The organism is Streptomyces sp. NPDC005533 (assembly GCF_042871845.1).
Classification (GTDB): Bacteria; Actinomycetota; Actinomycetes; order Streptomycetales; family Streptomycetaceae; genus Streptomyces.
Genome location: NZ_JBIAJH010000011.1, coordinates 145,812 through 163,392, shown reverse-complemented (window position 1 = coordinate 163,392; position 17,581 = coordinate 145,812). Strand labels below are relative to the sequence as shown.

Below are 17,581 nucleotides of genomic sequence, written 5' to 3'. Positions count from 1 at the left end.
CGGGCGTCAAATAGTGGGCGTCCACGAATGAAGGAACACAGACATGCTTATCGCTCAGCGTCCTTCGCTGACCGAAGAGGTCGTCGACGAGTACCGCTCGCGGTTCGTGATCGAGCCGCTGGAGCCGGGCTTCGGCTACACCCTCGGCAACTCCCTGCGCCGCACGCTCCTGTCCTCGATCCCGGGTGCCGCTGTCACCAGCATCCGCGTGGACGGCGTCCTGCACGAGTTCACGACCGTGCCGGGTGTGAAGGAAGACGTCACCGACATCATCCTGAACATCAAGCAGCTGGTCGTCTCCTCGGAGCACGACGAGCCGGTCGTGATGTACCTGCGCAAGCAGGGTCCCGGCCTGGTCACCGCCGCTGACATCGCGCCCCCGGCCGGTGTCGAGGTGCACAACCCGGACCTGGTCCTCGCCACGCTCAACGGCAAGGGCAAGCTGGAGATGGAGCTGACCGTCGAGCGCGGTCGCGGTTACGTCTCCGCCGTCCAGAACAAGCAGCTGGGCCAGGAGATCGGCCGCATCCCGGTCGACTCCATCTACAGCCCGGTCCTCAAGGTCACCTACAAGGTCGAGGCGACCCGAGTCGAGCAGCGCACCGACTTCGACAAGCTGATCGTCGACGTCGAGACCAAGCAGGCCATGCGCCCGCGTGACGCCATGGCGTCCGCCGGCAAGACCCTGGTCGAGCTGTTCGGTCTGGCGCGCGAGCTCAACATCGACGCCGAGGGCATCGACATGGGCCCGTCCCCCACGGACGCCGCCCTGGCCGCCGACCTGGCGCTGCCGATCGAGGAGCTCGAGCTCACCGTCCGGTCGTACAACTGCCTCAAGCGCGAGGGCATCCACTCCGTGGGTGAGCTCGTCGCCCGCTCCGAGGCCGACCTGCTCGACATCCGCAACTTCGGTGCGAAGTCGATCGACGAGGTCAAGGCGAAGCTGGCCGGCATGGGCCTGGCCCTCAAGGACAGCCCGCCCGGATTCGACCCGACCGCTGCCGCCGACGCCTTCGGCGCCGACGACGACGCGGACGCCGGTTTCGTCGAGACCGAGCAGTACTAGAAAGCTTGTGGGGGGCTCGCGCCCCCCACACCCCCTCTCGCGACCGCTTGAGGGAACTGACTCCGGTACCTGACACGGCCGGTGCAGATTTGAAGGAGTAACAATGCCGCGTCCCGCAAAGGGTGCCCGCCTGGGCGGCTCCGCCGCGCACGAGAAGCACCTCCTCGCGAACCTCGCGAAGGCGCTCTTCGAGCACGGCCGCATCACCACCACCGAGGCCAAGGCCCGTCGCCTGCGTCCCTACGCCGAGCGTCTGGTCACCAAGGCCAAGAAGGGCGACATCCACAACCGTCGCCTGGTGCTGCAGACGATCACGGACAAGAGCATCGTGCACACGCTGTTCACCGAGATCGCCCCGCGCTACGAGAACCGCCCCGGTGGTTACACGCGCATCACCAAGATCGGCAACCGTCGTGGCGACAACGCCCCGATGGCCGTGATCGAGCTGGTCGAGGCCCTCACGGTCGCCCAGCAGGCCACTGGTGAGGCCGAGGCCGCCACCAAGCGCGCGGTCAAGGAGGCGGAGGCTGTCGAGACCCCCGCCGAGGAGACCAAGGAGGCCTGATCCTCCGGGATCACGCTTGCTTGATCGGCTCTGAACGGGCCCGCCCCTTCCGGGGGGCGGGCCCGTTCTGCATTGCGGTGACTCTGAGAGGATCTGTCACGTGAGTGACGAGGTGGAGCCCGGGCACGTCCGGGTGCGGCTGGACCTGAGCTACGACGGCAAGGACTTCTCCGGCTGGGCGAAGCAGCGCGTGCTGCGGACCGTCCAGGGCGAGTTGGAGTCGGCCCTGCAGACCGTGATGCGGCTGTCCGACCCGGTCGAGCTGACCGTGGCCGGGCGTACCGACGCGGGCGTGCACGCCCGCGGGCAGGTCGCCCAGTTCGACCTCGCCGAGGAGGTGTGGGCCGAGCACCACGACAAGCTGCTGCGCCGCCTTGCCGGACGGCTGCCGCACGACGTACGGGTGTGGAAGGTCGCCGAGGCCCCCGAGGGCTTCAACGCCCGCTTCTCGGCCATCTGGCGGCGCTACGCCTACCGCGTCGGCGACCACCAGGGGGGCGTCGACCCGCTGCGCCGCGGCCACGTGCTGTGGCACCAGTGGCCCCTCGACGTGGACGCCATGAACGAGGCGGCCGCCCCGCTGCTCGGCGAGCACGACTTCGCCGCGTACTGCAAGAAGCGCGAGGGCGCCACGACCATCCGCACGCTCCAGCAGCTCAGCTGGGAGCGCGCCGAGGACGGGATCGTCACGGCGACCGTCCGCGCCGACGCCTTCTGCCACAACATGGTCCGCTCGCTGGTGGGAGCCCTGCTGCACGTCGGCGACGGGCACCGGCCCACCGACTGGCCCGGCAAGGTCCTGCGGGCCGCCGTACGGGACTCCTCGGTGCACGTGGTCAAGCCGCACGGGCTGACGCTGGAGGAGGTCGGCTACCCGGCGGACGAGCTGCTGGCCGCCCGCAGCAAGGAAGCCCGCAACATGCGCACCCTCCCCGGAGCCGGCTGCTGCTGACCGCCGGCCAAACCGGTTGGGTGGATCGGCGCCGGACCGGGAGAATGCCGGGCATGGGACATCTCGAAGCCAGCCATCTGGAGTACTACCTTCCCGACGGGCGGGTCCTGCTCCCCGACGTCTCCTTCCGCGTGGGGGAGGGGTCGGTGGTCGCCCTCGTGGGGGCGAACGGGGCCGGTAAGACCACCCTGCTGAAGATGATCTCCGGGGAGCTCCAGCCGCACGGCGGCGGTGTGACCGTCTCCGGCGGTCTCGGTGTGATGTCGCAGTTCGTGGGCTCGGTGCGGGACGAGACGACCGTGCGGGACCTCCTGGTGTCGGTGGCCCAGCCGCGGATCCGGGAGGCCGCCAAGGCCGTGGACCGGGCCGAGCAGCTGATCCTGACCGTGGACGACGAGGCCGCGCAGATGGCCTACGCGCAGGCGCTCAGCGACTGGGCGGACGTCCAGGGCTACGAGGCGGAGACCCTGTGGGACGTCTGCACCATGGCCGCGCTGGCCATCCCGTACGACACCGCGCAGTTCCGCGAGGTCCGCACGCTGTCGGGCGGTGAGCAGAAGCGGCTCGTGCTGGAGGCGCTGCTGCGCGGGCCGGACGAGGTGCTGCTGCTCGACGAGCCGGACAACTACCTCGACGTCCCCGGCAAGCGGTGGCTGGAGGACCAGCTCAAGGCGACCCGGAAGACCGTGCTGTTCGTCTCGCACGACAGGGAGCTGCTGACCCGGGCCGCCGAGAAGATCATCAGCCTGGAGGCGAGCCCGATGGGCTCCGACGTCTGGGTGCACGGCGCGGGCTTCGCCACCTACCACGACGCCCGCAAGGAGCGCTTCGCGCGCTTCGAGGAGCTCAAGCGGCGCTGGGACGAGGAGCACGCCCGGCTCAAGGCCCTGGTCCTGCGGCTGCGCAACCAGGCCGCGAGCAGCCCCGACATGGCCTCGCGGTACCGGGCGATGCAGACCCGCTTCCAGAAGTTCGAGGAGGCCGGCCCCCCGCCGGAGCCGCCGCGGGAGCAGGACATCCGGATGCGGCTCAAGGGCGGGCGGACGGGCGTACGCGCGCTGACCGTGGAGAACCTGGAGCTGACGGGGCTGATGAAGCCCTTCTCGCTGGAGGTCTTCTACGGCGAGCGGGTCGCCGTGCTGGGCTCGAACGGCTCCGGCAAATCGCACTTCCTGCGGCTGATGGCCGGCGAGGACGTCAAGCACACGGGCACGTGGAAGCTGGGCGCGCGGGTGGTTCCCGGCCACTTCGCGCAGACGCACGCCCACCCCGAGCTGTTCGGCCGCACCCTCGTCGACATCCTGTGGACGGAGGCGGCGAAGCCGCTCGGCGCGGCGATGGGCGCGCTGCGCCGGTACGAGCTGGAGCGCCAGGCCGACCAGCCGTTCGAGAAGCTCTCGGGCGGCCAGCAGGCACGCTTCCAGATCCTGCTGCTCGAACTGGCGGGGACCACGGCGCTGCTGCTGGACGAGCCGACGGACAACCTGGACCTGGAGTCCGCGGAGGCACTCCAGGACGGCCTGGAGGCGTACGAGGGGACTGTGCTGTGCGTCACGCACGATCGCTGGTTCGCGCGCACATTTGACCGTTACCTGGTCTTCGGTTCGGACGGTGTTGTGCGGGAGACTCAGGAACCCGTCTGGGACGAACGTAGAGTCGAACGCAAGCGCTAGGGGGATACCGTCACCCCCTCGGATGAGTGAGGGGCAGGCGTCGTGGGGCTGCGGCCTAGCATCTGGCTGATGAAGTGGGAGAACCAGACCTCCGGAACGCCGGCCTCCGGGAGCCGGCTGATCGACTGGCTGCTGCGCCCGGCCTCCCGGTCCGTGCAGGTCCTCTCCCTCGCGGTGCTCCTCGGGGTCGCCGTCTCCACGAGCCTGCGCGCGAACTGGGGCTCGGACAACGCCTTCGTGGTCAAGGCGGCGCAGACGCTGCTCGCGGGCGGCTCCCCGTACGAGGACAAGCGCTTCCTCTACCTCCCGAGCGCCGTGATCATGGCGGTCCCGGAGGCCCTGCTGCCGCGGACGGTGTTGCAGTGGGTCCTGCCGGTCGGCATGTCGGGGCTGCTGGGAGCGGGCTGGCTGGCCGCGCTGCGGATGTTCGCGGTGCCGCTGCGCTCGCGCTTCGCGGTCGGCGGTTTCGCGGTCTTCGCCCTCGCCTACAAGCCGTACGTGAACCTCGTGCTGATCGGCAACTGGACCGCCATCTCGGCGGCCGCGCTGCCGCTGGCGCTGCTGCTCGCGCACCGGCGGTCGTGGGCGGCGGCCGGGCTGGTGATCGGGCTGGCGATCGCGTGCAAGCCGATGCTGGTGCCGATCGGGCTGCTGTTCCTGCTCGCCCGGCAGTGGCGGGGGCTGGCCGTGGCCGTGCTGGTGCCGCTGGGGCTCTCGCTGGCCGGCGCGCTGATGATGCCGAGCCCGTCGCTGTTCTTCACCAAGACCCTGCCCTTCCTGCTCCAGGGGCAGGACGCGTACGCCCTGCCCTGGGACGCCTCGCCCATCGCGGTGCTGCCGCGGCTGGGGGTGCCCGAGCCGATCGCGGTGCTGTTCGCGTTCGCCGGGGCCGGGGCCGCCCTGTGGGCGGTCTGGGTGCGGTGGCACCGGCGGGACGAGGCCGACGGGGGTGAGCTGCGGCTGGTGGAGACCGCCTGTCTGGTGATGCTCGCCGCATTCCTGGTGTCGCGGCCGTCCTTCGACCACTACCTGCTGGTGGTGCTCCCGCTGCTGCTGGCCTCGGCGGTGCGGCCGGGCTCGATGCCCCGATCGCCTTGGTTCTGGCTGGCGTTGACGCCCCAGGTGGCCCTGATCCCGTGGCCCTCGGAGCTGGCCCACAAGCGGCGCGCCTTCAAGGACTGCGCCACCCTGTGCGCCCTCGCGATTCTGCTGGCGCGTCGTGTGCTGCGCTCCGGTCGGGTTATCCTGACACCAGTAACAACTACGGGGTCCCCACCCAGGACCGAACCGGAGTGCGCCGCGACGCCAGCAGAATCGGCATCGCGGACCGCGTTTTGACCCGTACGGGTCTGCTTGGGTATCCTGCTGGTTTGTTATGCGTATTGGCTTTCTCATTCTCACGTGAAAGGGCCTTGCGCCGGTCCACCGGACCGATGACCAGCAGTTCGCGCGGGTGCGTCCCCGCTGCGAATGAGGGCTGTCGTGATCGTCCGTGGTGACCCTGTCAGGACCTTCCCGTTGGGGCTTGCGCCCTTGGGATACCACCACCGAAGAAGCGAAGGCATACGCGTGCGTACGTTCAGCCCCAAGCCCGGCGACATCTCGCGCCAGTGGCTCGTCATCGACGCCCAGGACGTTGTCCTCGGCCGTCTGGCGACCCAGGCCGCAGCCCTCCTGCGCGGCAAGCACAAGCCGACTTACGCCCCCCACATGGACATGGGCGACTTCGTCATCATCGTCAACGCCGACAAGGTTCACCTGTCCGGCAACAAGGCCTCGCAGAAGATGGCGTACCGCCACTCCGGCTACCCGGGCGGTCTCCGCTCCGTGCGCTACGACGACCTCCTGGCGAACAACCCGGAGAAGGCCGTCGAGAAGGCCATCAAGGGCATGCTCCCCAAGAACACCCTGGGCCGTCAGATGCTCTCGAAGCTGAAGGTCTACTCGGGCGACCAGCACCCCCACGCTGCCCAGCAGCCGGTGCCGTTCGAGATCACCCAGGTCGCGCAGTAGTTCCGGCCACCCCCTAAGACGTAGAAAATTCTGAGGAGCATCGTGGCCGAGACCACCGCCGAGACGACCGTCGAAGAGTTCGAGGGCAACGTCGAGGAGTACACCAGCGAGTCCGAGGTCGTCGTCGAGGGCGACTACACCTCCGAGTCCCTTGCCGGCCGCTTCGGCGACCCCCAGCCGGCCGCCGGCCTGGGCCGTCGCAAGAACGCCATCGCCCGCGTCCGGATCGTCCCGGGCACCGGCAAGTGGAAGATCAACGGTCGCACCCTTGAGGACTACTTCCCCAACAAGGTGCACCAGCAGGAAGTCAACGAGCCGTTCAAGCTGCTCGAGCTCGACAACCGCTACGACGTCATCGCCCGCATCTCGGGTGGCGGCGTGTCCGGTCAGGCCGGCGCCCTGCGCCTCGGCGTGGCCCGTGCGCTGAACGAGGCGGACGTGGACAACAACCGCCCGGCGCTGAAGAAGGCCGGCTTCCTCTCCCGCGACGACCGTGCGGTCGAGCGCAAGAAGGCCGGTCTCAAGAAGGCCCGTAAGGCTCCGCAGTACAGCAAGCGTTAATCTGCGCCTGCTGTTCTGCAACGAAACCGCCCCGGCAGCACTCTCTGTGCTGCCGGGGCGGTTCGTTTACCGCCACAAGCGGCAAATACCTGTCACAAGCGGTCATAATGCGATGCGGAAACTCGGGAGGACAACAGTGGGACGACTCTTCGGGACGGACGGTGTACGCGGCGTTGCCAACGCGGATCTGACGGCGGAGCTCGCGCTCGGCCTCTCCGTGGCGGCTGCCCACGTGCTGGCCGAAGCGGGCACCTTCGCGGGCCACCGGGCGACGGCCGTGGTCGGCCGGGACCCCCGGGCCTCCGGCGAATTCCTCGAGGCGGCGGTCGTGGCCGGCCTCGCGAGCGCGGGCGTGGACGTCCTGCGCGTCGGTGTGCTGCCCACCCCGGCGGTGGCGTATCTCACCGGTGCGCTGGGTGCCGACCTCGGCGTGATGCTCTCCGCCAGCCACAACGCCATGCCGGACAACGGCATCAAGTTCTTCGCGCGCGGCGGCCACAAGCTCGCCGACGAGCTGGAGGACCGCATCGAGTCCGTCTACGAGGAGCACCGCACCGGCGCCCCGTGGGACCGGCCCACCGGCGCCGGCGTCGGCCGGGTCTCCGACTACACCGAGGGCTTCGAGAAGTACGTCGCCCACCTCATCGGGGTCCTCCCCAACCGCCTCGACGGCCTGAAGATCGTCCTGGACGAGGCGCACGGCGCGGCCGCCTACGTCTCGCCCGAGGCCTTCGCCCGGGCCGGCGCGGAGATCATCACGATCGGCGCCGAGCCGGACGGCCTGAACATCAACGACGGCTGCGGCTCCACCCACCTCGGCCTGCTCAAGGCGGCCGTCGTCGAGCACGGCGCCGACTTCGGCATCGCGCACGACGGTGACGCCGACCGCTGCCTCGCCGTGGACGGTTCCGGCGCGGAGGTCGACGGCGACCAGATCCTCGCGGTGCTGGCGCTGGCCATGCGCGAGGCCGGCCAGCTGCGCGAGAACACCGTGGTCGGCACCGTGATGTCCAACCTGGGCTTCAAGCTGGCCATGGAGGGCGAGGGCATCCAGGTCGTACAGACCGGGGTCGGCGACCGGTACGTGCTGGAGTCGATGAAGGAGCACGGCTACGCGCTGGGCGGCGAGCAGTCCGGCCACGTGATCATCCTCGACCACGCGACGACCGGCGACGGCACGCTGACCGGGCTGCTGCTGGCGGCGCGGGTCGCGGCCACCGGCAGGTCCCTCGCCGAGCTGGCGGGCGTCATGCAGCGGCTGCCGCAGGTGCTGGTCAACGTCCCCGACGTGGACCGGTCCCGGGTCACCACCTCCGCGGAGCTGGCGGCGGCCGTGGCCGACGCCGAGCGCGAGCTGGGCACCACCGGACGGGTGCTGCTCCGTCCGTCCGGTACCGAGCCCCTCGTACGGGTGATGGTCGAGGCCGCCGACATCGAGCAGGCCCGCGCGATCGCCGGCCGTCTCGCGGACGTCGTGAAGTCGGCGCTGGGCTAGTCCCGGGCAGTCCTCAGGTGCGTGGCGCACCCGGCGGCCGGGTCATCCGGCCCCGCTGGGTGCGCCACAGCATTTTCGACGCGATCAGGGTGAGCGTGCCGGCGAGGACGATGCCGCCCAGGTTGAGCGCCAGCTGGACGGCCGAGCCCCACATCTGGGCGAAGTCCCCGTAGCTGAGTGCCACGGCGGCGTTGGCGCCCGCCGGGACGGTGGTGACGGAGATCGCCACGCCGACCAGCGCACCGGCCTTCGCCGAGGTCAGCGACAGCATGCCGGCCACCCCGGCGAGCAGCGCCACGACGAAGGAGAACGGGTCGGGCTGCCAGATGAAGCTGGTGTTCGGGCGGGGGTCGTCGAGCATCGCCTCGTGGAAGAGGTCGAGCGCGTCCATCCCCAGGCTGAAGACCGTCGTCGCCGCGATCGCCGCCGTGAAGCCGATCACCAGGGCGTAGAGGCAGCGCCCGGCGAGCCGCGGCCGGCGTTGCACCAGGCCCGTGCAGATGCCGGCGAGCGGCCCGAACTCCGGGCCGACGGCCATGGCGCCCACGATCAGGATCGCGTTGTCCAGCACCACGCCACAGGCCGCGATCATCGTCGCGATGATCATGAAGGCGGCGTAGGTGATCGTGAGGGTGGACTCCTCGTGGGTCGCCTCCGACAGCTGCTCCCAGATCACCGCGTCCGCGGCCTCGCCCGGCGCCTCGGCCTCCGCGTCGTCGGCGCGTCGGGAGATGGACAGGTCGATGTTCTCCACGGCGATGGAGCCGCTCTTGTCGATGCCGAGCCGGCGCATCTCCTGGAGGAGCTCGTCGGCCGCCTCGCGGGCGACGTCGCAGAGCACGAGATCGCCTTCGGGGTTGCGGGCGGCGCCGGCCAGTACGACCAGGTGAGTGGTGCCGACCGTGTTGTCGATCAGCTCCACCACCTGCTCCGTGAGGTGGTGCGGGGTGATCATCCGAAGATGCAGCATGGCCGCAGACTAGCTTCAGAGCTTGCGCAGGCTCAGTTTCTGCACCTTGTGGTCCGGGCCCTTGCGGACGACGAGGGTGGCCCGGCCGCGGGTGGGCGCCACGTTCTCCAGCAGGTTGGGCTTGTTGATCGTCCGCCACATCGTCTGCGCGTACTCCATGGCCTCCTCCTCGGAGACCTGGGTGTACTTGCGGAAGTAGGAGAAAGGATTCTGGAAGGCGGTCTCGCGCAGCTTCCGGAAGCGGTTGAGGTACCAGCGCTCGATGTCCTCGGGACGCGCGTCCACGTACACGCTGAAGTCGAAGTAGTCGGCGAGGGCGACGCGGGTGCGGCCGTCCGTGCCGGGCAGGGCCGGCTGGAGCACGTTGAGGCCCTCGACGATGAGGATGTCCGGGCGCCGGACGACGAGCTCCTCGCCGGGCACGATGTCGTAGATCAGGTGGGAGTAGACCGGGGCCCTGACCTCGTCCTTTCCGGCCTTGATGTCGGCGACGAAACGGGTGAGCGCGCGGCGGTCGTAGGACTCCGGGAAGCCCTTGCGGGAGGTGAGGCCGCGCCGCTGGAGCTCCTTCATCGGGTACAGGAACCCGTCGGTGGTGACCAGCTCCACCCGCGGGTGCTCGGGCCAGCGGGCGAGCAGGGCCTGGAGGAGACGGGCGACGGTGGACTTGCCGACGGCGACCGAACCGGCGACCCCTATGACGAAGGGCGTGCCCTGCTGGGCGCCGTGCCCGTTGCCCGCGTCCCCCAGGAAGGTGTTCAGGGTGCCGCGGAGGTTGCTGGTGGCGCCGACGTAGAGGTTCAGGAGGCGGGAGAGCGGCAGGTACACGTCGCGGACCTCGTCGAGGTCGATGACGTCACCGAGGCCGCGCAGCCGTTCCACCTCGTCGGCGGTCAGCGGCAGCGGGGTCCGCTCGCGCAGGGCGCTCCACTCGGCCCGGGTGAGGTCGACGTACGGCGAGGCCTCGGGGCCCCGTCGGTGGGCGGGGCGCGTGGGGTGCCCCTCCCGGCCGGCTCGCTCCGTTGCGTCGTCCGGCGTGCTGCTTCGTGGCGGCGAAGTGATCACACCGCCATTGTCGGGGCTCGGGGGCGGTTGTGGGTGGTGTGGTCGGTCACGTGCGCAGGGGCCGCGGGAGGGCCGCGGCGGCGGTTGCGGCGGGCCGGTCTCGATTCGGGGCAAAGGGGGTCTCGCCCCGGTCACGATCCGGGGCCCACGCGGAAAACCCCGATCGCCCGATCGAACGCCCCGTACATTGTTGATCACCGCGGCGCCGATGATCTTTCGCGCTGCCCTGATGTCGTTTGCTCCATGGGGGAGATCTTTCGTGCGTACCGCTCTTGTCCGTCGTACCGTCGTGGCCGCGTCCGCGGTGTCCCTGGCCCTGCTGGTCACCGCCTGCGGCTCCGACAAGGCCGACACCAAGGCCGACGCCAAGCCGTCCGGGTCCGCCTCCTCGTCGGCCCCGGCCGCCGCAGGCGCCAAGGCCAAGACGGACGCCGAGCTGTCCGCCCTGCTCCTGACCAAGGAGGAGCTGGCGGACCACCTGGTCACCACCGTCCCGAAGGACGAGGTGGCGGCCGGTGAGGCCGCGAAGAGCGACAAGGCCGAGTGCCAGCCAGTGGTCAGGACGCAGGGCGCGGCCACCGTCGGCACGGCCGCCGGTGTGGCGCGGATGAAGACCGTCGCCAAGCCCAAGGCGGGCGACAGCCCGGAGGACGCGGCCACCGCGGGGCTGAAGGCCCTCGCCGGCACCCGGACCTCGGTCACCCTCGCCTCCTACGAGGGCAAGGGCGCGGAGGAGGCCTTCGCAGCCGTCAAGTCCGCGGCCGCCGCGTGCGCCGCCGGTTTCTCGCTGACGATGGAGGGCGAGAACACCAAGATCGACAAGGTGGTGTCCTCCGCGGCCACCGGGGGCGACGAGGCGATCGCCCTGACGCTGGAGGCCGACGTCGAGGGCACGAAGGTCACGACCGAGACCGTCGTCGTCCGCAAGGGCAACGTGCTGGCCACCCACACCGCGTCGGCCCTGGGCGTCGCGGAGAAGCCGACCGCCATCGTGGCCGCGCAGGTCAAGAAGCTCGGCTGAGTCCCCGACCGACCGAACGTCAACCCCGCTCCGGCTCATTCGCCGGGGCGGGGTTTTCGTCGTGTTCAGGTACGGGGCAGACGGCCAACTACGGCGTACGCTGCGGCCTATGTGCGGAATTGTGGGTTACGTGGGAGCGCAGTCTGCGCTCGATGTGGTCATCGCCGGACTCAAGCGGCTGGAGTACCGCGGCTACGACTCGGCAGGCGTCGCCGTGCTCTCGGACGGCAGCCTGGCCGCCGCCAAGAAGGCCGGAAAGCTCGTCAATCTGGAGAAGGAACTGGTCGGGCACCCACTGCCGGCCGGATCCACCGGGCTGGGGCACACCCGGTGGGCGACCCACGGCGGGCCCACCGACGTCAACGCCCACCCGCACCTCGACAACTCGGGGCGGGTCGCCGTCGTGCACAACGGCATCATCGAGAACTTCGCCGAGCTGCGGGCCGAACTCGCCGAGCGCGGACACCGGCTGGAGTCCGAGACGGACACCGAGGTCGTGGCGCACCTGCTGGCCGAGCACTTCTCGGCGACGGGCGACCTCGCGGAGTCCATGCGGCAGGTGTGCCGCCGGCTGCAGGGCGCCTTCACGCTGGTCGCCGTGCACGCCGACGAGCCGGACGTGGTGGTCGGCGCGCGCCGGAACTCGCCCCTGGTGGTGGGCGTCGGCGAGGGCGAGAACTTCCTCGCCTCGGACGTCGCCGCGTTCATCGCCCACACCCGGTCCGCGATCGAGCTCGGCCAGGACCAGGTCGTGGAGCTGCGCCGCGAGGGCGTCACGGTGACGAACTTCGACGGTTCGCCCGCGGACGTCCGGGCGTACCACGTGGACTGGGACGCCTCGGCGGCCGAGAAGGGCGGCTACGACTACTTCATGCTCAAGGAGATCGCCGAGCAGCCGAAGGCCGTCGCCGACACCCTCCTGGGCAGGATCGACGCGAGCGGCTCGCTGACCCTGGACGAGGTGCGCATCCCCGTCTCGGTGCTCCGGGAGGTCGACAAGGTCGTGATCGTGGCCTGCGGCACGGCCTACCACGCGGGCATGATCGCGAAGCTGGCCATCGAGCACTGGACCCGCATCCCGTGCGAGACGGAGCTGGCGAGCGAGTTCCGCTACCGCGACCCGATCCTGGACCAGCGGACGCTGGTCGTCGCGATCTCCCAGTCCGGCGAGACCATGGACACCCTGATGGCGCTGCGGCACGCCCGCGAGCAGGGGGCCAGGGTGCTGGCCGTCTGCAACACGAACGGGTCGACGATCCCGCGCGAGTCGGACGCCGTGCTCTACACGCACGCGGGCCCGGAAGTGGCCGTCGCCTCCACGAAGGCGTTCCTGACGCAGCTGGTCGCCTGCTACCTCGTGGCGCTGTACCTCGGGCAGGTGCGGGGGACGAAGTGGGGCGACGAGATCCAGGCCGTGGTCCGCGAACTGTCGGACATCGCCGCGGCGGTGGACACCGTACTGGAGACCATGGAACCGGTACGGCAGCTCGCGCGCTCCCTCGCCGACAAGGACACCGTGCTGTTCCTCGGCCGCCACGTCGGCTACCCGGTGGCGCTGGAGGGCGCGCTCAAGCTCAAGGAACTCGCGTACATGCACGCCGAGGGCTTCGCGGCGGGCGAGCTCAAGCACGGGCCGATCGCGCTGATCGAGAAGGACCTGCCGGTGGTGGTCGTCGTACCGTCGCCGCGCGGACGCTCCGTGCTCCACGACAAGATCGTGTCGAACATCCAGGAGATCCGGGCGCGCGGGGCGCGGACCATCGTGATCGCGGAGGAGGGCGACGAGGCGGTCGTCCCGTACGCCGACCACCTGATCCGCATCCCGGCGACGCCGACGCTGCTCCAGCCGCTGGTGGCGACCGTGCCCTTGCAGGTCTTCGCGTGCGAACTGGCGACGGCGCGGGGCAACGAGGTGGACCAGCCGCGTAACCTCGCAAAGTCCGTGACCGTGGAGTAGTGACCGGCTGGAGCTGTAAGACGTGATTATCGGCGTCGGGATCGACGTGGCGGAGATCGAGCGGTTCGGCGCGGCGCTGGAACGCACGCCGGGCCTCGCGCAGCGGCTGTTCGTCGACGCCGAGCTGACGCTGGCGAGCGGCGAGCGGCGCGGGACCGCCTCGCTCGCCGCGCGGTTCGCCGCGAAGGAGGCGCTGGCCAAGGCGCTCGGCGCGCCCGCCGGGTTGCTGTGGACCGACGCCGAGGTGTACGTGGAGGACAGCGGGCAGCCGCGGCTGCGGGTGTCGGGGACGGTGGAGGCGCGGGCGCTGGCGCTGGGCGTGAAGTCGTGGCACATCTCGCTGAGCCACGACGCCGGCGTCGCCTCCGCCGTGGTGATCGCGGAGGGCTGACGCCCGCCGTGGGGCAGGCTGGTGCCATGCGTACTGCTTACAGCGTGGAGACCGTACGGGCCGCCGAGCGGGAGCTGATGGCCCGGCTGCCCGAAGGCGCCCTGATGCAGCGGGCGGCGGCCGGACTGGCCGCCGTGTGCGCGGGGCTGCTCGGACGGGTGTACGGGTCCCGGACCGTGCTGCTGGTCGGGCCCGGCGACAACGGCGGCGACGCGCTCTACGCCGGGGCGCGGCTCGCCCGGCGCGGGGCCGCGGTGACGGCGGTGCCGATGGACCCCGAACGGATGCACCCGGGCGGGCTGGCCGCGCTGCGGGCCGCCGGGGGCCGGGTCGAGGAGGCCGTCCCGCACCGCGCGGACCTCGTGGTCGACGGGCTGCTCGGGATCGGCGGGCGGGGCGGGCTGCGGCCGGCGGCGGCCGCGCTCGTGGAACGGATCCCGACGGGGGTCCCGGTGGTGGCCGTGGACCTGCCGAGCGGGGTCGACGCCGACACCGGCGAGGTGGCGGGGCCGGCCGTCACGGCCGACGTGACCGTGACCTTCGGGGCGTACAAGCCCGGCCTGCTGATCGATCCGGGGGCCTCGCGGGCGGGCGTGGTGCGCTTGGTGGACATCGGGCTGGAGCTGCCGTCGCCGCAGGTGGAGGCCTTGCAGCACACGGACGTCGCGGGGCTGCTGCCGGTGCCGACGGCGTCGAGCGACAAGTACCGGCGGGGCGTGGTCGGGATCGTCGCCGGCTCCGCGCAGTACCCGGGGGCGGCCGTACTGGCCGTGGCGGGCGCCCTGCGCGGCGGAGCGGGTGCGGTGCGGTACGTGGGGCCCGCGGCGCAGGCCGTCCTCGCCCGGTACCCGGAGACGCTGATCGGGCCCGGCCGGGTGCAGGCCTGGGTGGTCGGGCCGGGACTGGGGGAGGGACGCGCGGGCGAGGTCGCGGACCTGCTCGCGGGCGACGTACCGGTGCTGGTCGACGCGGACGGGCTGCGCGGGCTGGACGCGGACGCGCTGCGGGCCCGGACGGCCCCGACGCTGCTGACCCCGCACGCGGGGGAGGCGGCGGCGCTGCTGGGGGTGTCGCGGGAGTCGGTGGAGGCGGGGCGGCTGGAAGCGGCGCGGAGGCTGGCGGCCGGGTACGGGGCGACGGTCCTGCTGAAGGGGTCGACCACGCTGGTCGCCTCCGGCGGTTGCGCGGTCCGGGTGAATCCGACGGGGAGTCCGTGGCTGGCCACCGCGGGCAGCGGGGACGTGTTGTCGGGGCTGGCGGGGTCGTTGCTGGCGGCGGGCCTGTCGGGCGCGGACGCGGGCGCGGTGGCGGCGTACCTCCACGGCCTGGCCGCCCGACTCGCCGGCGGCCCCCTCCTGGCCCACCACCTGGCCGAGGCCCTCCCCACCGCGTGGCGCAACGCCGCCCGGTGACACCGCAGCGGCGGGGCTGACCGGCAGGGCGGGGTGGGGATTCTGAGAGACTGGGGGCGATGAACGAGACACCGACGCGCGTGTACGCCGAGATCGATCTTGGTGCGGTACGGGAGAACGTGCGCGCGCTGCGCGAGCGGGCACCCCGGGCCGAGTTGATGGCCGTGGTCAAGGCGAACGCCTACGGGCACGGGGCCCTGGAGTGCGCCAAGGCCGCCCAGGAGGCCGGTGCCACCTGGCTGGGGACGGCCACGCCCGACGAGGCCCTCGCGCTCCGCGCCGCCGGCATCCGGGGGCGCCTCATGTGCTGGCTCTGGACCCCCGGCGGGCCCTGGCGCGAAGCCGTCGAGGCCGATATCGACGTGTCCGTCAGCGGCATGTGGGCCCTCGACGAGGTACGAGCCGCCGCCCGCGCCGCGGGCCGCACCGCGCGCATCCAGCTCAAGGCCGACACCGGCCTCGGCCGCAACGGCTGCCAGCCCGCCGAATGGGAGGCCCTCGTCGGGGCGGCCGTCGCCGCCCAGGCCGAGGGGACCGTCCGGGTCACCGGCGTCTGGTCGCACTTCGCCTGCGCCGACGAGCCCGGCCACCCCTCCATCCGGCTCCAGCTCACCGCCTTCCGCGACATGCTCGCGTACGCCGAGAAGGAGGGCGTCGAGCCCGAGGTCCGGCACATCGCCAACTCGCCGGCCACCCTCACCCTGCCGGAGTCCCACTTCGACCTCGTGCGCTGCGGGCTGGCCGTCTACGGGGTCTCGCCCGCGCCCGAGCTCGGCACCCCGGCCCAGCTGGGCCTGCGGCCCGCGATGACCCTCAAGGCCTCCCTGGCCCTGGTCAAGACCGTTCCCGCCGGGCACGGCGTCAGCTACGGCCACCACTACGTCACCGGGGCCGAGACGAACCTCGCGCTGGTCCCGGCCGGCTACGCCGACGGCATCCCGCGGAACGCCTCCGGGCGCGGACCGGTGCTCGTCGCCGGCCGGATCCGCCAGGTCGCCGGGCGCGTCGCCATGGACCAGTTCGTGGTCGACTTGGAGGGAGACCACGCCCTCGTCGGCGACGAAGCCGTCATCTTCGGGGACGCGGAACGCGGTGAACCCACCGCCGAGGACTGGGCACAAGCGGCGCACACGATCGCGTATGAGATCGTCACCCGTATCGGTGGCCGTGTGCCCCGGGTGTACCTGGGCGGCTGAGCGAGCGGAGTGAGGGCGGCGGCGTGAGCGAGAACTGGCGCAAGGCCGGCTGGGCCGGCGCCGCCATCGGCGTGATGGCCGCAGGCGCGGCGGCCGGTGTCGCGGTCGAACGGATCACCGTGGGGCGCGGCATGCGCATGAAGGCACGCCTGGCCCTCGACGCCGCCGGGGACTACGGCTCGCTGCGCGGCACCGAGGGGACCTGCCGGGCCGAGGACGCCACCGAGCTGTACTACGAGGTCGAAGAGGTGCCCGACGAGGGCAAGCGGCGCCGGCTGCGGCGCAAGGCCGCACCCCCGGCCACCGTCGTCTTCTGCCACGGCTACTGCCTCAGCCAGGACTCCTGGCACTTCCAGCGCGCCGCCCTGCGCGGAATGGTCCGCGCGGTCTACTGGGACCAGCGCAGCCACGGCCGCAGCGCCCGCGGCCTCGCCCAGGCGGACGGCGAGCCGCTGACCATGGAGCAGCTCGGCCGCGACCTGAAGACGGTCATCGACGCCGCCGCCCCCGAGGGCCCGCTGATCCTCGTGGGTCACTCGATGGGCGGAATGACCATCATGGGATTCGCCGAGCAGTTCCCCGACCTGGTCCGCGAGCGCGTGGTCGGCGTGGCCCTGGTCGGTACCTCCAGCGGCCGCCTCGGCGAGGTGACGTACGGGCTGCCGTCCGTCGGGGTGGGCGCCGTGCGCCGGATCCTGCCGGGCGTGCTCAAGGCGCTCGGCTCGCAGGTGGAGCTCGTGGAGAAGGGCCGCCGGGCCACCGCCGACCTGTTCGCCGGCATGATCAAGATGTACTCGTTCGGCTCCCGGGACGTGGACCCGGGCGTCACGCGCTTCGCGGAGCGGCTCATCGAGGCCACCCCGATCGACGTGGTCGCCGAGTTCTACCCGGCCTTCCAGACCCACGACAAGACCGCGGCGCTCCGGCTGTTCGCCGACATCCCGGTCACCGTCATCGCCGGCGACAAGGACATGATCACCCCGCCGGGGCACAGCGTGGCCATCAAGGAGGCGCTGCCCGGCGCCGACCTCGTGGTCCTGGAGTCCACCGGCCACCTGATGATGCTGGAGCGCCCGGAGACCGTGACGCGGCTGCTCACCGGACTGCTGGCGCAGACCGGCGCGGTCCCGGTCCCCACACCGACTAACGTTGGCGCGCATGGAAGAAGTACCGCTGGAAGCACAGCGCAGCCAGGCGCAGGCACCTGAGGCCGAGGGCAGCGCAGAGACCCGGATCACCGTCGG

At 71.5% G+C, this 17,581-nt stretch carries 16 protein-coding genes; 14 read left to right on the top strand and 2 right to left on the bottom strand.

Annotation, left to right across the window (positions count from 1 at the left end):
- The first annotated feature begins 43 nt into the window (after positions 1 to 43).
- The 8 genes from ACFYP3_RS14045 (at position 44) to glmM (ending at position 8,325) form a co-directional block, all read left to right on the top strand.
- Complete coding sequence (locus ACFYP3_RS14045; RefSeq protein ID WP_007265920.1) at positions 44 to 1,066, top strand: DNA-directed RNA polymerase subunit alpha; 1,023 nt, start codon at positions 44 to 46, stop codon at positions 1,064 to 1,066.
- A gap of 103 nt (positions 1,067 to 1,169) precedes the next feature.
- Entirely contained in the window at positions 1,170 to 1,631 is a 462-nt protein-coding gene (gene rplQ / locus ACFYP3_RS14040; RefSeq protein ID WP_030154710.1) for a 50S ribosomal protein L17, read from the top strand.
- 100 nt (positions 1,632 to 1,731) lie between these two features.
- A complete protein-coding gene (truA, locus tag ACFYP3_RS14035; protein WP_388831380.1) occupies positions 1,732 to 2,583 on the top strand; it encodes a tRNA pseudouridine(38-40) synthase TruA in 852 nt (283 codons plus the stop codon).
- Positions 2,584 to 2,627: 44 nt separating this feature from the next.
- Positions 2,628 to 4,256: an ABC-F family ATP-binding cassette domain-containing protein gene (locus tag ACFYP3_RS14030; RefSeq protein ID WP_388831378.1), complete on the top strand. Its 1,629-nt coding sequence runs from the start codon at positions 2,628 to 2,630 to the stop codon at positions 4,254 to 4,256.
- Positions 4,257 to 4,325: 69 nt separating this feature from the next.
- Positions 4,326 to 5,594 carry a glycosyltransferase family 87 protein gene (locus tag ACFYP3_RS14025; protein ID WP_388831376.1) on the top strand — a complete coding sequence of 423 codons (1,269 nt, stop codon included), beginning with the start codon at positions 4,326 to 4,328 and terminating at the stop codon, positions 5,592 to 5,594.
- Between the two features lie 231 nt (positions 5,595 to 5,825).
- Positions 5,826 to 6,269, top strand: coding sequence for a 50S ribosomal protein L13 (rplM, locus tag ACFYP3_RS14020; RefSeq protein WP_008739660.1), 444 nt, complete (start codon positions 5,826 to 5,828; stop codon positions 6,267 to 6,269).
- Between the two features lie 42 nt (positions 6,270 to 6,311).
- Positions 6,312 to 6,830 (top strand): 30S ribosomal protein S9, encoded by a 519-nt coding sequence (gene rpsI / locus ACFYP3_RS14015; RefSeq protein WP_030710366.1) that lies wholly within the window; start codon positions 6,312 to 6,314, stop codon positions 6,828 to 6,830.
- 136 nt (positions 6,831 to 6,966) lie between these two features.
- Positions 6,967 to 8,325: a phosphoglucosamine mutase gene (gene glmM / locus ACFYP3_RS14010; RefSeq protein WP_388831373.1), complete on the top strand. Its 1,359-nt coding sequence runs from the start codon at positions 6,967 to 6,969 to the stop codon at positions 8,323 to 8,325.
- Between the two features lie 13 nt (positions 8,326 to 8,338).
- On the opposite strand, the gene ACFYP3_RS14005 is transcribed toward glmM, so the two are convergent.
- Both ACFYP3_RS14005 and coaA read right to left on the bottom strand, forming a co-directional pair.
- Entirely contained in the window at positions 8,339 to 9,295 is a 957-nt protein-coding gene (locus ACFYP3_RS14005; RefSeq protein ID WP_388831371.1) for a DUF389 domain-containing protein, read from the bottom strand.
- Between the two features lie 15 nt (positions 9,296 to 9,310).
- Positions 9,311 to 10,360: a type I pantothenate kinase gene (gene coaA / locus ACFYP3_RS14000; RefSeq protein ID WP_388831370.1), complete on the bottom strand. Its 1,050-nt coding sequence runs from the start codon at positions 10,358 to 10,360 to the stop codon at positions 9,311 to 9,313.
- A gap of 259 nt (positions 10,361 to 10,619) precedes the next feature.
- On the opposite strand from coaA, the gene ACFYP3_RS13995 reads away from it, so the two are divergent.
- From ACFYP3_RS13995 to ACFYP3_RS13970, 6 genes are all read left to right on the top strand, one after another.
- A complete protein-coding gene (locus ACFYP3_RS13995) occupies positions 10,620 to 11,381 on the top strand; it encodes a hypothetical protein (RefSeq protein ID WP_388831369.1) in 762 nt (253 codons plus the stop codon).
- Positions 11,382 to 11,490: 109 nt separating this feature from the next.
- Positions 11,491 to 13,338 (top strand): glutamine--fructose-6-phosphate transaminase (isomerizing), encoded by a 1,848-nt coding sequence (gene glmS, locus ACFYP3_RS13990; protein WP_388831367.1) that lies wholly within the window; start codon positions 11,491 to 11,493, stop codon positions 13,336 to 13,338.
- A 22-nt stretch (positions 13,339 to 13,360) separates the two neighbouring features.
- Positions 13,361 to 13,729, top strand: coding sequence for a holo-ACP synthase (locus ACFYP3_RS13985; protein ID WP_365482293.1), 369 nt, complete (start codon positions 13,361 to 13,363; stop codon positions 13,727 to 13,729).
- Positions 13,730 to 13,755: 26 nt separating this feature from the next.
- Complete coding sequence (locus tag ACFYP3_RS13980) at positions 13,756 to 15,141, top strand: NAD(P)H-hydrate dehydratase (RefSeq protein WP_388831365.1); 1,386 nt, start codon at positions 13,756 to 13,758, stop codon at positions 15,139 to 15,141.
- 59 nt (positions 15,142 to 15,200) lie between these two features.
- A complete protein-coding gene (gene alr, locus ACFYP3_RS13975) occupies positions 15,201 to 16,337 on the top strand; it encodes an alanine racemase (protein WP_388831363.1) in 1,137 nt (378 codons plus the stop codon).
- Positions 16,334 to 17,545 (top strand): alpha/beta fold hydrolase, encoded by a 1,212-nt coding sequence (locus ACFYP3_RS13970; protein WP_388831458.1) that lies wholly within the window; start codon positions 16,334 to 16,336, stop codon positions 17,543 to 17,545. The genes alr and ACFYP3_RS13970 overlap by 4 nt, the downstream gene beginning before the upstream one ends.
- Positions 17,546 to 17,581: the final 36 nt, after the last annotated feature.

Excerpts from the sequence above, each read along its gene's own strand:
- glmS (WP_388831367.1), top strand. The coding sequence starts at position 11,491 with ATGTGCGGAATTGTGGGTTACGTGGGAGCGCAGTCTGCGCTCGATGTG.
- ACFYP3_RS14045 (WP_007265920.1), top strand. The coding sequence starts at position 44 with ATGCTTATCGCTCAGCGTCCTTCGCTGACCGAAGAGGTCGTCGACGAG.
- ACFYP3_RS14005 (WP_388831371.1), bottom strand. The coding sequence starts at position 9,295 with ATGCTGCATCTTCGGATGATCACCCCGCACCACCTCACGGAGCAGGTG.
- ACFYP3_RS13980 (WP_388831365.1), top strand. The coding sequence starts at position 13,756 with ATGCGTACTGCTTACAGCGTGGAGACCGTACGGGCCGCCGAGCGGGAG.
- alr (WP_388831363.1), top strand. The coding sequence starts at position 15,201 with ATGAACGAGACACCGACGCGCGTGTACGCCGAGATCGATCTTGGTGCG.
- ACFYP3_RS14025 (WP_388831376.1), top strand. The coding sequence starts at position 4,326 with ATGAAGTGGGAGAACCAGACCTCCGGAACGCCGGCCTCCGGGAGCCGG.
- ACFYP3_RS14030 (WP_388831378.1), top strand. The coding sequence starts at position 2,628 with ATGCCGGGCATGGGACATCTCGAAGCCAGCCATCTGGAGTACTACCTT.
- rplQ (WP_030154710.1), top strand. The coding sequence starts at position 1,170 with ATGCCGCGTCCCGCAAAGGGTGCCCGCCTGGGCGGCTCCGCCGCGCAC.